The 14917-nt window shown below is 60.8% G+C and carries 15 protein-coding genes; 7 read left to right on the top strand and 8 right to left on the bottom strand.

The features are described from left to right. Positions 1–52: 52 nt before the first annotated feature. A complete protein-coding gene (locus AC6H34_RS32295; RefSeq protein ID WP_497541761.1) occupies positions 53–946 on the bottom strand; it encodes a LysR family transcriptional regulator in 894 nt (297 codons plus the stop codon). A 106-nt stretch (positions 947–1052) separates the two neighbouring features. Here AC6H34_RS32295 and AC6H34_RS32290 point away from each other — a divergent pair, with 106 nt between their 5' ends. The 4 genes from AC6H34_RS32290 (at position 1053) to AC6H34_RS32275 (ending at position 3816) form a co-directional block, all read left to right on the top strand. Next, positions 1053–1922 carry an NmrA/HSCARG family protein gene (locus AC6H34_RS32290; protein WP_497541760.1) on the top strand — a complete coding sequence of 290 codons (870 nt, stop codon included), beginning with the start codon at positions 1053–1055 and terminating at the stop codon, positions 1920–1922. 41 nt (positions 1923–1963) lie between these two features. Beyond that, on the top strand, positions 1964–2437 hold the full coding sequence (locus tag AC6H34_RS32285; RefSeq protein WP_497541759.1) for an AtaL-like protein: 474 nt from the start codon (positions 1964–1966) through the stop codon (positions 2435–2437). A gap of 67 nt (positions 2438–2504) precedes the next feature. Continuing rightward, positions 2505–3158, top strand: a complete 654-nt coding sequence (locus tag AC6H34_RS32280) for an NAD(P)-dependent oxidoreductase (protein ID WP_497541758.1) — start codon at positions 2505–2507, stop codon at positions 3156–3158. Between the two features lie 211 nt (positions 3159–3369). After that, a complete protein-coding gene (locus AC6H34_RS32275; protein ID WP_497541757.1) occupies positions 3370–3816 on the top strand; it encodes an MscL family protein in 447 nt (148 codons plus the stop codon). A gap of 121 nt (positions 3817–3937) precedes the next feature. Here the strand turns inward: AC6H34_RS32275 and glgA are convergent, their stop codons facing one another. From glgA to AC6H34_RS32260, 3 genes are all read right to left on the bottom strand, one after another. After that, positions 3938–5383: a glycogen synthase GlgA gene (gene glgA / locus AC6H34_RS32270; RefSeq protein ID WP_497541756.1), complete on the bottom strand. Its 1446-nt coding sequence runs from the start codon at positions 5381–5383 to the stop codon at positions 3938–3940. Between the two features lie 298 nt (positions 5384–5681). After that, positions 5682–6710: an ABC transporter ATP-binding protein gene (locus AC6H34_RS32265; protein WP_497541755.1), complete on the bottom strand. Its 1029-nt coding sequence runs from the start codon at positions 6708–6710 to the stop codon at positions 5682–5684. Positions 6711–6878: 168 nt separating this feature from the next. After that, the gene (locus tag AC6H34_RS32260; RefSeq protein ID WP_497541754.1) at positions 6879–8024 is read right to left on the bottom strand and encodes an acyl-CoA dehydrogenase family protein; all 1146 of its coding nucleotides are present in this window, start codon (positions 8022–8024) and stop codon (positions 6879–6881) included. A gap of 725 nt (positions 8025–8749) precedes the next feature. On the opposite strand from AC6H34_RS32260, the gene AC6H34_RS32255 reads away from it, so the two are divergent. Then, entirely contained in the window at positions 8750–10009 is a 1260-nt protein-coding gene (locus AC6H34_RS32255) for a glycosyltransferase (protein ID WP_497541753.1), read from the top strand. A 158-nt stretch (positions 10010–10167) separates the two neighbouring features. On the opposite strand, the gene AC6H34_RS32250 is transcribed toward AC6H34_RS32255, so the two are convergent. Continuing rightward, the gene (locus tag AC6H34_RS32250) at positions 10168–10494 is read right to left on the bottom strand and encodes an ATPase inhibitor subunit zeta (protein ID WP_497541752.1); all 327 of its coding nucleotides are present in this window, start codon (positions 10492–10494) and stop codon (positions 10168–10170) included. A 372-nt stretch (positions 10495–10866) separates the two neighbouring features. Then, positions 10867–11229, bottom strand: coding sequence for a winged helix-turn-helix transcriptional regulator (locus AC6H34_RS32245; RefSeq protein WP_497541751.1), 363 nt, complete (start codon positions 11227–11229; stop codon positions 10867–10869). A 99-nt stretch (positions 11230–11328) separates the two neighbouring features. Here AC6H34_RS32245 and AC6H34_RS32240 point away from each other — a divergent pair, with 99 nt between their 5' ends. Next, positions 11329–12312, top strand: coding sequence for a quinone oxidoreductase family protein (locus AC6H34_RS32240; RefSeq protein WP_497541358.1), 984 nt, complete (start codon positions 11329–11331; stop codon positions 12310–12312). Between the two features lie 20 nt (positions 12313–12332). Here AC6H34_RS32240 and AC6H34_RS32235 read toward each other — a convergent pair whose 3' ends face one another. Next, positions 12333–13205 carry an alpha/beta fold hydrolase gene (locus AC6H34_RS32235; RefSeq protein ID WP_497541750.1) on the bottom strand — a complete coding sequence of 291 codons (873 nt, stop codon included), beginning with the start codon at positions 13203–13205 and terminating at the stop codon, positions 12333–12335. 113 nt (positions 13206–13318) lie between these two features. Further along, complete coding sequence (locus tag AC6H34_RS32230) at positions 13319–13861, bottom strand: carboxymuconolactone decarboxylase family protein (protein WP_497541749.1); 543 nt, start codon at positions 13859–13861, stop codon at positions 13319–13321. A 121-nt stretch (positions 13862–13982) separates the two neighbouring features. Between AC6H34_RS32230 and AC6H34_RS32225 the strand changes: the two genes are divergently transcribed. After that, positions 13983–14864 carry a LysR family transcriptional regulator gene (locus AC6H34_RS32225; RefSeq protein ID WP_497541748.1) on the top strand — a complete coding sequence of 294 codons (882 nt, stop codon included), beginning with the start codon at positions 13983–13985 and terminating at the stop codon, positions 14862–14864. The last annotated feature ends 53 nt before the right edge of the window (positions 14865–14917 follow it).

Below are 14917 nucleotides of genomic sequence, written 5' to 3'. Positions count from 1 at the left end.
AGCGTGGCGTCCCTTTTTCATGGAAAGGTCGAGAAAAGCCCGAAGAGGAAGGTCATCCCCCGACATATGCGGCCAGTTCGTCAGGTGTCCCATTGGGAAACGCCTGCTTCAAATGATCAAGAAAGGCCGACACACGCGCGCTGAGCAGCCGACGCGAAGGGTAGAGCGTCCATAGAGCGATTTCCGATCCGACGGCATCGCCCCAGTGCACGAGGGTGCCTGCAGCCAGATCGTGACTGACGAGCGACACCGGAAGGCGCGCGGCGCCAACACCAGCTCGTACCGCGTCGCGGACCATGATGAGCGAGGACATACCAAGGACGGGATCGATCGCAATGCGCGCTATCCCGGTCGGGACCGTGACTTCCCACGCCGAAGCCCGGTCGACGCTCCCGCGCACGACAGCGGGCACGATGGATCCGCCCGCCGGTCGCCCGAGGCGCGGGCTCGCAACGACCACCAGCCGATCATGCAGGAATATCCTTCCGACGAGGCTCTCATCGGGCTCCGGATTAACCCGGATCACCAGGTCATAGCCTTCCTCCACCATGTCGACGTCCCTGTCCTCCGTCGTGATCTCAAGGCGAACTTCGGGATATTTAAGCGCAAATTCGGCGGAGAGCTTGCCCATGGCGGTCTGGGAGAAAAGTAGCGGTGCGCTGATCCGCAACCGACCGCGTGGCGTGCGTCCGCCCGAGGCGATCGCAGCGGCGCTCTCGTCAAGCTCGGCGAGCAACGTTCCCGTCCGCTCGAACAAGGCCCGCCCCTCCTCCGTAAGCTTCAGTGTCCTTGCCCCTCGCTCAAACAGACGCAGGTCGAGAGCCGCTTCGAGTTCGGAGACCCGGCGGGACAGGGTAGCCTTTGGACGGCCCGTCGCACGGGCGGCCCGTCCGAACCCTCCATGCCTGGCAACCAGATTGAAATCGGAAAGAGCGAGTAGATCCATATGTTCCACCAGCGAGACAGATTGTCTAATTATAGCAACTAGTGGCTCAAATATGGATCGAATAATTTCGTGGAGGTGAAGCAAGCCAAACCAAAGGAGTGATCTCATGACTATCCTTGTTACCGGCGCTACCGGCGCAGTCGGTCGCACTGTCGTCGAGCAACTGGTCAAGCGAGGCGCCGATGTGCGCGCCCTTGTCCGCGACCCGGCCAAAGCCGACCTTCCGACGGGCATAACCGTCGTCCAGGGCGACCTGCTCGACGTCGACACACTGCGCAGCGCCTATTCGGGCGTCTCCACCCTGTTTCTCCTCAACGCCGTCGTGCCGGACGAATTCACCCAGGCGCTGATCGCGCTCAATGCCACCCGTCAGGCTGGCATCGAGCGGATTGTCTACCTGTCGGTGATCCACGCCGACCTCTATGTGAACGTGCCGCACTTCGCGGGTAAGTTCGGCGTCGAGCGCATGATCGAGCAGATGGATATCAAGGCCACGATCCTGCGCCCCGCCTACTTCATCAGCAACGACCGCACCATCAAGGACGTGGTGACCGGATATGGCGTGTACCCGATGCCCATCGGCAGCAAGGGGTTGGCCATGGTCGATCCGCGCGACATCGGCGAGATCGCGGCCATTGAGCTGATCCGCCGCGAGCGGGCTCCCGAACCGTTCCCGCTCCATCGGATCAACGTCGTCGGTCCCGATACGCTGACTGGGACGGGTGTCGCCGGCATCTGGTCGGAAATACTGGGTCGCAGGATTGCTTATGCCGGCGATGACACGGCCGCATTCGAACAGAACCTCAGGCAGTTCATGCCAAGCTGGATGGCCTACGACATGCGGCTGATGGCCGACCGCTTCCAGACCGAGGGCATGGTCCCCGTCGCCGGCGATATCGAGCGCCTGACCAAGCTCCTGGGTCGCCCCCTGCGCTCCTATCGCGACTTCGCCTCCGAAATCGCCGCCTCGGCCTGACAGCAGAGGCAACTCTCGCCCTCACGATAAGGAATCTCATCATGATCTATTCTGCCGCCACCGCTCCGGTGAACCCGGAAGGCGAGGTCCCGCTCACCCGGACGCAGGCTTGGCAGGGCCTGGTCCTCAAGGCACGCGATGCCCGTCTGTTTCTGCCACCCGGCCTGTGCACGCGTTGCGACGTCGTGGAGGAGAGCGAGACCCACATCGTCCGGGAAGCCACGATCGCAGGCCGGGATCTGCGCGAGATCATCACCTTCGAGCCTGAGAGCAAGGTGACCTTCTTCCAAGCCACCGGCCCTCGCGAAGGCGCGATCATCAACGAACTGTTCGAGGACGCCGACGGCACGCTGATGCTCCGGTTCTACTGCCATCTCGGCCTGCGCGACAAGGAGCCGAACGGCCCGGAAGAGCAGGCCGAGCAGGCGTTATTCGACAGCGACAAGGGCTATGGCAGCGCCTTGCTGTCGACGCTGAAGCGGGCCCGCCAACTCCTCGCAGAGGGCCGCCTCTGATCATCGCTCCGAACGTCAACAATGGGATCGTCTCCGAGGAGGCGTCCCGCTACCCGAGGTAACGACCATGCAAAATCCCACGACCGACCAGGCCAGGATCCTGGTCCTCGGAGCCACCGGCGGCACCGGTCGCCTCATTGTCAGCCAAGCTGTAGCGCGAGGCTACGACGTCACCGTACTCGTGCGTTCGGTCGAAAAGGCCGCCGATCTCAAGGGAGCGAAAGTCGTGTTCGGAGATGCCCGCGACGAAGCCACCTTGCGGATGGCGCTGAAGGGGCGGGACGCCGTCGTCAGCGCACTCGGCACGCCGGTCAGCCCCTTTGGAGAAGTAACGCTACTCTCGGCTGCGACGCGCGCGCTCGTGAACGCCATGAAGGCGGAGCAGGTCTCTCGCCTGGTCTGCATCACAGGAATTGGCGCAGGCGATAGCAGGGGGCACGGCGGCTTCCTGTTCGACAACCTGATTCTCCCGCTGCTCCTGCGCAACGTTTACGCCGACAAGGATCGCCAGGAGGCTGTGGTCAGAGACAGCGGGCTCGACTGGGTTCTCGTCCGTCCCTCGATCCTGAACGACAAGTCGGGCAGGGGCACGGTCCGCAAGCTCACCGACCTTTCCAGCTTCCACGGCGGAGGCATATCGCGGGCCGATGTTGCAGCGTTCGTGCTTGACCAGGTGCGCGACGACGCCTGGTTGCATCGCACCCCGCTGATCACCTGGTGACGGCGGCGAGACGGCAACGCCCGCCAGCATTCTCTCGCGAAGGGCATGGCGGGCTTGCATGATCTCATGACGTTTTTCATAGCGATCGAGCCGCGACAGATGCATGGAAGCCACCATCCGTAGGTCGCGCGAACGCGCGATCCTTGCAAGCGCAGGAGATGGCGATTAACCGCATCGAGAATTCGCCAAAGCACCCAGGGTGACAGATCACATGTTCAAGGAAGTTAAGGACCTCGTCCCGAGCGGGAAAATCGCGGACCTCGCAATCGGTGTCGCTATCGGCGTCACCTTGGGAACCGTCATCGGCACGGCTTTCCTGAAACTTGTTGCGGCAGTCCTCGACGATGTGGTCAATCCGATCATCGGAGCCGTTATCCCGCATGGACTCGACTTCCGTGGTACCTACGTCATGCTGCGTGGCAATGCTCCGGAAGGCGCTTCACTCGCGGAAGCAAGATCACTGGGCACGCCGCTCGCCATTGGTGATCTCGTCAGCACCGTCATCAATCTTGTCGTTCTGGCAGTCGTCTTCGTCGTTATGATCAGGCTCATGGTCAAGATCGTGAGCGTTTTCTACAGGCCGACCCCGGCAACTCCCTCTGCCGAGGCCCAGCTTCTCGAGGAAATCAGAGACCTGCTGGCAAAAGGCAGCGTATGAAGCAGAATAGACCGCGCTGCTCGCTTGGCGCCCGAGCATATCAGGGCATCCGAGACCCGTCCCACCTGGACCTGCCCACAAGCGAGACATCCCGCCCGGGGATGTCTGTTCGAAGGCTTCCTCAGTGAACGATGCCGCGGCGTGTCCTGGCCTTGGCATACACTTTCGCATATTGGCGAGCACTTCTCTTCCATGAGAAATCAGCCTTCATCGCTTGGGATTGGAGCTTGCGCCAAAAATCCGGCTGCTCATAGGCGATGAGAGCACGATCGATCGCATGGTAGAGATCCTCAACGGAGCCGGGGTTGAATTGAAAGCCGGTTGCGACCTGCGCCGACATGGCGGCTTCGTTCGCATCGATGATGGTTTCCGCCAATCCACCGGTACGGGCGACGATGGGAATCGCGCCATACCGCAGGGCATAGAGCTGGGTGAGGCCGCAAGGCTCGAAGCGGGACGGCTGAATGACCATGTCGCTTCCCGCATGGAGGAGATGGGCCTGCGCTTCGCTGAAGCCCGCGAAAACGGCGAGGCGACCTTGATACCGCTCGCACAATTCGATCAGGGGATTGATGAAGGATGCATCGCCCTGGCCGAATACGACGAGCTTTGCGCCGCGATCGATGATGCCGGGAACGACGGCCGTGAGGAGATCGATCCCCTTCTGCCAGGTCAGCCGACTTACGACCGACAGGATCGGCCCTTCATCTTCCTTCAGTCCGAAACGGCGCAGCAGCTCAGCCTTGTTCGCACCTCGCCGTTTGATGGACCGTTGATCGTATCGCAACGGTATGAGGGGGTCCTTGGAGGGGTCCCAGACGTCGGTGTCGATGCCGTTGACGATTCCCTGCAGCCTTGCGCGGCGCTTGGAAAGTATGCCCTGCATGCCCATGCCCATGGGCTCGGTCAATATCTCCCGGGCATAGGTCGGGCTCACCGTCGTTATGGCATCGGAAAACACGATACCGGCCTTGAGGTAGCTGATGCCGCCATAATATTCCATATAATTGGCATCGAAAAATCGGGTGGGCAGATCCAATTTCCCGAGTAAATCGGCAGAAAATTGCCCCTGGAAGGCGAGGTTGTGAATGGTCGTGATCACAGGCGTGGCAAGATCGAGTGCTGCCATATAGGCGGCGGCCAGGCCGGTCTGCCAATCATGCAGGTGGACAAGGTCCGGTCGCCACGAGCCGGCGCCGCCGGCCGCGATATGGGCGGTCGCCAGGGACAGCGCGCCAAATCTCTTCCAGTTGTCGGGATAGTCGGTCCCTTGTTCGCTCAGGTAAGGGCCCCCAGGCCGATCATACAGGCTCGGGCAATCGAGCAGCAGCAGGGACAACCCCTCGAAGGAGGCCGCCAGGAGGGTAGCCCTTTCCCCCAGAAGGTCCATCTCGGCGATCTTATGGGCACCGTCGACCTGCTCTACCAGGCCAGGATAGGCCGGAATGAGGGTCCTCGTCGTGATACCCAGCGGTGCAAGAACCTTGGGCAGGGCGGCTACGACATCGCCTAGTCCGCCGGTCTTTGAAAGAGGGAAAAACTCCGATGCGGCTGACAGAACTTCCACCGTTTCCTCCCTCAGCTTCCTGAACCGCATGGGGGGTTCTTTGTTCCGCATCCGCCATCCAGTGCAATGGCCGTCGGCGAAACCGGATTGGTGGAAATGCGGTGGTGGAAATGCAAAAACAGATCGTATTGAAAAGGATGCTTTACGAAATGCATTACGACCGCCCGAAAAGGTCGACTGGGTATTGCGGGCTGAGCATCGAGTTAATCCATTCATGTTCGTTGAAGGGAGCCCGGCCAGTGGCTCGCTTCAGGTGATTCAAGCCGCGCCACCCGCTTTCCCCGTCATAAGGGAAAGCTCAGGCACTCCTGGCCGTGGGAAGGGAGTCAGAAGTGCTCGACGGTGCGTCGACGGTACGCAACGCACTGGCTACGAGACGATAGCGCGCTTGGATGACACGGTAATCTCGGTACCAGTTCACCAGGTCTCCCCAGGGATCGTTGATCTTGGCGAGACCGGAAACAAAGGCGACCACGGTGCCGATTTCGGTTTTGCCCTCGACGACAAGATAGCCGCCAATGCCGAGTATCACCGCTGTTCCCAGCGCACTCAACCCATTCATGATGAAATTGAGCACGAACTTTAATTCGTAGATGCTCATATTTAAGCCAAATACCTGATCGACGCGCTTGGATTGGGAGTTGTTCGTCTTGTCGTCCCGGCGCACGGTGTCGACGAGCATGATGCTGATCTTGCGCAATATCCAGATGCGCGCGCCGACCCGTCGATTGATGGCGCCCTGCATCAGCGGCACCAGAAAGCATTGCGGCAGAAAGACCAGGAGCGCGACAAGCGCCATCAAGGGTTGCAGATAGACGAGATAGCCGAAGACGGAAAGGAGAATGCCGGACTGAAGGATGGGATCCGAGATACTCGATCCGACGAAGCCGCCGATTGGATCCACCTCGGCCACCACCATTGCGATCTCGACGCCGCCGGCCTTGCCCGAAGGCAAGGCCGAGTCGGGTCGCTGGGCGACGCAGGAGATCTGGTTGCGCAGCCATCGCACCGCGGATTCGCCCGTCCAGTTGCGATACAGGTTGAGGCCGATCTTGAGCAGCCCTTGGACCAACGCCAGCACGGCGAACAAGATGGCCAGCGTCAGGACGATCCTGAAGTTACCGCCCTTGACGGCCGCATTGACCAAGCGGCGCTGGACCTCCAGCGGTATTGTATCGGCAATGAAGAGAAGCACGGCCAGCAACGCGATCCAGATCTGATGCCTGCCGGACACCCGCATGACGAAACCGAACAAGGTTTCCGGCATCTCGGGTGTATGGGGAATTTCATGCGGGCGAGCCTTCACTCCACCTCGCCTCAGGATCATGGACTGCAATCGTTCGAGCAACACGACAGGCCTCGGCAACAGACCCGGTTTCAACGCGGGTGCCACACGAGTGTTCCGCGCATTGTGACATCGGGGCAGATCGGCGAAGCCCCGATATTCCGTCACTGAGCGATCGTGCAGCCCTGTGATTGGCTGCCTGCTGTCCCGTCAGAACCGCGGCCCGGGATCGAGCCCTAGAGCATGGCGCCCGCCTACCGTGTAGCTGTTCGCACTCAGGGCGATATGCTTGGTGGCCGCATCCAGATCGCGGATCGAGCGCTCGATCGTGCCTGACTCGACAATGGACGCCGTTCCAGCTTCCGCCGCCAGCAGGTCAACGATCTGCCTGGCAGTTTCTGCGGCATGGGTACAGGCGAGACGAAACCGGATCCGTGCTTCCACGAGATGCTCGCCATCATCGTCGAGTGCCGCGCACAGGCCTCTCATGGCGTCGATAAGGAACGCCCTGCCGGAACCGTGAAGAGCCTGTGCGCGGCCCATCGCCATCTGTACGGTCTCCCGGTCGCGTAGCGCCGTTCCGCCCCGCATCTTCCTTCCGGCAATGCCGACGAAGGCATCCATCACGCCGCGCGCAATCCCCAGCGGCACCACGGAGACAGTCCAGGGAAACACCGACAAGGAGGGCAGCCTGTAGACGATACCGGGCTGGACCTGCGGCAGATTCCCCAGCGGGTAGGTATGGTCGAGCGGCACAAAGACGTCGTCCACCTCGAAATCGCAACTGCCCGTCCCGCGCAATCCCGAGACGTACCAGGTGTCGTCGATCCGGACATCGTCCCGCGCGACAAAACAGCAGAGAGGCGGTCCCTCGCTTGCGCCATCCCGCACGCTGGCGAGGCCCATGAAGCGGGTCGCATGATGGGCGCCGCTGCCGAAGGGCCAGCGCCCGCTGACGCGATACCCCCCGTCGCAGGGCTTCGCCGTTCCGACAGCGCCGGTCGCGGCGGCTATGAAGGCATTGGGATCGGAGAACCATTCGCGCGCGACGTGCTCCGGCAAATGGCCACCGGCTCGGCTCATGCCTCCGCCATTGCCGACGAGCCACCCCACGGTGCCGTCGAGCGCGGACGCCGCTTCAACGATCTCCATGAACTCGAGCGGAGAGAAACCCGGACCGCCGAGGATTTCCGGGAGCCAGAGCCGGAACAGGCCGGCTTCGGCCAGGGCCAGGAAGACGGCTTCGGGCAGCCGGCGATCGCGATCGAAAGCGGCTCGATGCTCGGCAACGAGCGGCGACAGTTCCCCGACGGCCGCAACAGTTCGCGCAATGCGATCCACTGGCGTTGGCCTCATGGTCCCCCCAATTCCAGCAGCCAAATTTCAATATGCGAGCCGATCAAATGCAAGCGCGAAAATAGCGGCTCTACCCACCATTAGGGCATCGCGCGCCTTCGCGATTCTAGCGCGGTGCCTACCCTCGACGAGCCATCGAGCAGGCGCGCTACTCCCATCGAGCTATGACTGTACCCCTGTGATTTCAGGATAATGGGTGCTTAAATCCCCGCATAGAGCCGAGCGCATTGTGAAAGCCGTGCGGACGGAGCTTTCAGACTGGCCCCATCGACATGGGGCGGACCAGCTTACCGTGCCCAGCTTTTGCCACGACGGCCAAGGTCGGGTGCCGGCGGCATGGTTGCCGGGTCGCCCAAGTGCATCCGAGCGCCTCAGCAGAGCCGTCGACGGCTAAACCAAACCCGGCTCGCGGGGACACAGGCCGGAACAACAAAATAGCGCGAGGGGTCGGGAGCCTTTGCCCGACCTGCTCACCTTGGCAGTTTTGGGTGGTGGACAACGGAAGGCCAGGATCGGCCGCTCCGGAGCTGGGGTTTTGTCCGAGAGGCGGGCATGCAAGCCGGAGGAGTTACCGGGCGCTCCTCCTGGTGCCGCTGCCGCTTCCTCCGGCGCCGCCGTCCCTTGGCCTGCGCCCCCTCGAAGTGCGGCCGGTTCAGTAGATCGATCACCAGATTCCCATTCGAATAGAGAAGCGGATTCCCATAGCACGCCGGAGGAATAAAAAGATGTCTCATAAAATCCTCTTTGTCACTTCCTTCCCACCTTTTCCGTTTGAAAGAAGCGGTGGCGCAATTAGGTCACGTCTACTCCTGGATGCACTCCAGCAATGTGGTCGGGTCGGCTTGTTCTACTTGAATTATCGAGGCCCCTCTCACGACCTAAGTCATCTAATGAGTTCATCGCCGGGCTATGGCGCCTCGAAATTCGAAGGCTCGGTCCTGATGTCGGGGCACAGGAGCGGAAGGCGCGCGGCCTATACCGACAAGGCCGAGAGAGCTCTTGGTCTTGCGTTCGGCAACGGCATGGCGGCCACGGGCCTGCGCGTGAGCCGCGAAGCAAGCCGAGCGATCGGCGCCCTCATAGACCGCAAGGAAGTCGATCTCATAGTCGGACGCCTTACCCGTCCAACGGCGGTCGCCGGCCTGCTCGACGAACGGCGAGTGCCGCTCATCGTCGATGCCGACGATTGGGAGCCAAGCCGTACCGCCGCACGAATGCAGTCCACTCCGATCTATAATTTGCCGCTGCGTGCTTATCTGCGACGTTATCTCAAAGGCTCGGACTATCTTGGTGCGCGCGTTTTGGAACGGGCCGAACATGTCTGGCTTGCTTCGGAGACCGATACATTCATGCTTGGGCGTCCGAAAGTCACGACGCTGCCGAACCTTCCCATGGACAGGAACGGCGAGCAGATCGGGCCGCTGGGCTGCTCCGACAAGGCTTCGAATGTGCTCTTTGCCGTCGGCCAATGGACAAGGGCGCAGAATTCGGATGGCATGAAATGGTTCCTGCGGAACGTATGGCCGAGAATCTGCGAAATGGCTCCTCAGGCGGAACTGAGGATCAGCGGGGCCGTTCCAGAAACCTTGGCGCGTGATTGGGGTGGAAAGCAGAAGGTTCGGGTCTTAGGGTTCGTCGACGACCTGCTCTTAGAGTATCAGGCCGCCGCTCTCGTCGTTACTCCGATAACCTGGGGTGGCGGCACGAAGATCAAGGTCCTGGAGGCGTTCGCCTATGGGCGTATACCCGCGGGACCCGAGCATGCCTTCGACGGCCTTGCCAAAGCATCCACGATAAGAACCATTGCTACTGTCGAGAATGATGCAGCAAATCTCGCGAAGACCATGGTGGGGTTGCTTACGGATCCCAAAAAACGGGCGTTACGTGAAAGCGCCGCCGCAGCATATTACCAGGAGAACTATTCAACTGCAGCGTTCAACCAGCATGTGCGCGAGACAGTAGAAGACGTCATGCGGCAGGTGTGACACCTGACACAGGACGTGTTCGACAGCGGCCTCGATCGGCATCCCGGCAGACCGCCGGTTCAACGGCCGCCACGGTGAGGGCAACGTGCGTTGAACAAAAAGGACGGTGACGGGAGGCATTCGCGGGCACTGTCCCGGATCGCCTCGAACAATTCGCCTCACCTTGAGATGAGATTGCGCATCAGCGCTGTTGCTGCCGCGTCGAGGGAGTTTCCGCGCGCGCCCTGCACCTGGTTTCCTGCCAGGACGGTGAAACGTGTCATGATGGCAAGGATCTCCTCATCTGTTTGAAATACTCCGGCAGCATCGAAGTCCTTGCGAATTTTGGTGAATGCGTCAGCACGCTCCGGATCGACCGCTCCCTCGGCGAGCCCCATCGAGTACGTGTCGGCATCCACGCCGGTGAGGCCAAGTTTCTCGGCCGCCCACCTTCCGAGCAGCATGTTGCGAAGCATCGTCTTTCCGACTTCGTCGAAGCTCGTCATTTCAAGCTCCCCAACAGCCAGATCTCCCATGCCCCTTGCTCAGATGGCTGACGGCGGGACACGTTCTCAGGCAGATAGATCGCCAGAATAGGCGCTCCAGTGCCCGAAGAGAAGCAAAGTCTGCGCGGCGTCGGCACCTCGTCCTACCCAATGACGCCGGATCGATGCCATGATTGTGGATCACGCCGGGAGAAGGGACACAGTAGTCACTTTCAAGCAAGTGACATACACGGACCACCCAAGACAAGGTCATGGGTTTCTTGACTATTAGCAAAGCACGCTACGACGCCTTCGGGATCGCTCTACCTGGCGATAGCCTTCTATTCCCCGAGCTCATCGCCTCGCGCTCCGGGCGTATGTCCCGTCCGGCCTTCAGCCGGCTTTGCAGTCGACCAGTCGATCGAGTTCGTCCAGTTCCTCAGCATGCTTCCGCCCCCAATCGCACAATGCGAGAAGCACGGGCTCCAGACTGAGTCCGAGTTGCGTCGCCGAATATTCCACTCTCGGAGGGACTTCGCGGAATACCTCGCGGCGGACGAGTTGGTGCTCCTCCAGCTCTCGCAGTTGTCCGATCAGAACCTTTTGAGTGATGGCCGGCATCAGCCGTTGCAGCGCGGACAGACGTCTGGGACCATCGAAGAGGTTGTAGAGAATGATTGCTTTCCAGCGCCCCGAAATCACCTTCAGTGCTCGCTCGGCGGGCAGGGACGGCAAGCGATTGATGATTTCCGTCATACTTACCTTTTGGTCGGTATGAGACATAAATGTCTGTAGTTCCGGTTCGGAGACTATCGCAGTTTCGCACCTGCAACAATGTTGTCCAGGAGCAAAATCATGAAGGCCATTTCCATCGAGCGGTTCGGCGGGCCGGACGTCTTGCAACTCATCGACCTACCGACTCCGCAACCCGGCCGAGGCCAAATCAGGATCCGCATCTACTCTGCCGGCGTCAACTTCGCCGAGACGCTCATGCGGCGCGATCAATATGCGATGACGCCACCGCTGCCGTCGATCCTCGGTTCAGAAGCCGCAGGTGTGGTGGATGCCCTCGGCGAGGACGTGGTCCAATTTCGCGTTGGCCAGCGTGTCGCCGTGCCAATGTTCGCTGCCGGCGCCTTCTTCGGAGGCTACGCGGAATATACCGTTATCGATGCCGCCTGGGCTGTGCCTCTGCCGGATGCCGTTTCCTTCGATGTTGCGGTCGCACTCATGGTTCAAGGCCTGACAGCCCTTCATCTGGTGCGCCGCACGGCTCCTGCCGGCAAGACAGTCTTGATAAGTGCTGCGGCGGGCGGCGTCGGGTCGCTGTTGATTCAATTGGCACGCCGGGAATCCGCGAACCGGATTATCGCCGCAGCAAGCACCCCGACAAAACGGAGCCTGGCGCTCTCATTGGGAGCCGACGCGGCCGTCGACTACACCCAGGCGGGCTGGCAGCAAGATTGCACCCCCGATGTCGTCTATGAATCGGTGGGTGGCGACATCACCATGCAAGCGCTCGGCGCGCTCGCTCCAGGGGGCAACATCGTCATTTTCGGTGCCCTGAACATCCAGCAATTCCAACTCGGCGTTCCGGATCTGCTCGGCCTGATCTTCAAGAACCAGTCCGTTACGGGCTTCGCGCTGGTTCCCCTGCTAACGCCAGAAAACACCAAGGCCGATCTCGGTGCGCTTTTCCGGCTCGTGGCGGCCGGCGAGCTCATGGTGAAGATTGGTGGCACCTATGCGCTCGCCGACGCGGCCAAAGCCCACCGGGCAATCGAGACGCGCGGAACGACCGGCAAGATCGTGCTGCATCCCGCTGGGAGGCACTCCTGACGATCGCTTGACGGCAAGCATCAATTGCCGGCGAAGGCCCCCTTGATTTCGTCGGCAACCTCCCGGGCATTCTCGTCGAGGACGAAATGCCCTGCATCGAGCCAGACCAGTTTCGCGTCCGGCAGATCGCGCAGGAATGCCTCGGCGCCTGCCTGAATGAACAATGGATCCTTTCGGCCCCAGACGATCAGCGTTCGCGGTCGATACTGGCGGAATGCCGCGTGCCAGCTGTCATAGAGCGCGACATTGGACCGGTAGTCGTAAAACAGGTCGAGCTGATAGGCATCCGTTCCCGGACGATCCAGCAATGCTTGATCGGTTCTCCAATTGTCCGGGCTGATTGCTGCCTCGTCTCGTGCACCGACAGTGTACTGGAACTTCGTTGTTTCCGCTTTCAGGAGATTGCGCGCTGTCTCCTCAGTCGCCTTTGTGCGATTTGCCCAAAGGGGGAGAAAAATCTGCCTGGGCATCTCGCCGACGCCCTCGATATAGGCATTGGCATTCTGGACGACAAAGCCCGCGACGCGCTCGGGATGCCGGGTGAATATGCGAAAGCCCACGGGCCCGCCATAATCCTGCATGTAGAGGATGTATCGGCGTTGACCGAGTTGGTCCAGCAGTCCGTCGACATGGTCCGTCAGGCTCTCGAAACTGTAGGTGAATGCGCTGGCGGGCGGCGCGTCCGACTGGCCAAAGCCGATATAATCGGGTGCGATCACATGAAAGCGGTCGCTGAGCCCGGGGATCAGATCGCGAAACATGTGGCTGCTGGAGGGGAAGCCGTGCAGCAGGACGATGGTGGGTGCCGCTGGATCCCCGGCTTCGCGGTAGAAGACTTTGCGCCCATGGACGATCGCCGAATGATACGTGGTCGGATGAAGACTATCTGTCATGATGTGGCTCTGCATTGCGGCAGTTTCAGCGGCCTGAGGTTGGGACAAGAAGGGAATGGCAAGTGCCATGAGGGCGATTGAGATGGTCTTGAGCCGAAGAGATTGAGGATGCATCAGGGCGCCTCCGCCCGGACCACCGGAAAATCGATCTGGGTATCGGCAACGTTGTTCACGATGTTGGTCAGGAAATTCAGCGCAACATTGACGATGATCTCAACGAGCTGCGCATCTGTGAACCCGAGCTGCCTCACGGTTACGAGGTCGACGTCCTCCACCCTGCCGCGTGTCAGGGCGATCTTGCGGGCAAGCGTGACCACGGCGTCGGCGCGCGTTTCATGCGAGTGACCCCTGCGGTTGGCGGAAATCTCCGCCTCGCCAAGTCCGGCGAGGTTGCTGGCGAGGTAACTATGCGCCGAGAGGCAGTAGTCGCAGCCGTTCACCTCAGCCACGGCCAAGGCGATGCGCTCGCGTGCCTTCGCGTCGAGCGTCTTCCCAAGCGCAGCGTTGAGTCCAAGAAAGCCTTCGAGGGCTGCCGGGCTGTGACCAATGAGGCGAAACAGATTGGGGATGGTTCCCAATTGTGACTTCACGGCGTCAAGCCTCGGTCGAGACCCTTCGGGTACCTCGTTGTAAGCGGGAACTGAAATTCGTGACATGTGATCTCCTGTGCCGGTCATCATCGCCAGTTCGGCGTAACCAGGCGGGAGATAGTTCTTCGCCATATTCGTGATAATATGCCATTTTCGTAGAACATTATTGCGCATAGAGGGACAATAATTGGACCAACTGGACGCTTTGAGAACCTTCGTGGCTGTGGCGGATCAGCGGAGTTTCGTTGAAGCTGCTCGTTTGCGACGGATTTCTTCAACCGCCGCCAGTCGCGCCGTGGCCGACCTGGAATCGCGGCTCGGCATCCTGCTGCTTCGCCGGACGACACGATCGGTGCAGCTCACGCCGGAGGGTGCGGCCTATCTGGCAAGTTGCCGCAATGCGATTGCCGAACTCGATGATGCCGCACGCAGTCTGCGGGGTGAGAATGCCGAGCCGCGCGGCGAACTGATCGTTACTGCACCGGTCGTGTTCGGACGTCTCAAGGTCTTGCCCGTCGCCCTCGAGCTGATGCGGCGCTATCCCCAGTTGTCGATCAAACTGACCCTTACCGATCGGGTCGTGCGTCTGGTCGACGAAGGAATTGATGTCGCCGTACGGATCGCCGATCTTGCAGACAGCGCTTTGCTCGCGGTGAGGATTGGCGTGACGCGCCGCGTATTGGTGGCCAGCGCGGCCTATCTCGCCGAACGCGGCCAGCCTTTAGGGCTCGATGACCTGGACGGCCATGACCTGATCGCCTTTGACAATTTCTCGCACAACGGAGAGTGGCGTTTTGGCGTTGACGGGAATCTGGCTGTCAAATTCCGGCCACGCCTTCTCACCAACAGCGTCGAGGCGGCTATCGACGCAGCCATTGCCGGAGCCGGCATCACCCGGGCGCTTACCTATCAAGTCGATGGGCATGTCGATCAGGGGCGGCTCTCCTACGTCTTGTCCCAAATGGATCCACCCGCGGTTCCCATCTCGCTTGTGTTTCAGGCCAATCGAACTCAATCAGCCAATCTGAGGGTGTTCATTGGGGCAATGCGCGGCAACGATCGTGAATGAGGATGGCAACTTCACTGGCCATTCTTGTCCCGCATAAATTTCGGGGGTCTCCG

Source organism: Labrys sp. ALF-8, assembly GCF_059699065.1.
Note: the sequence above shows the minus strand (reverse complement) of the source record. Positions and strands in the feature narration are given on the sequence as shown.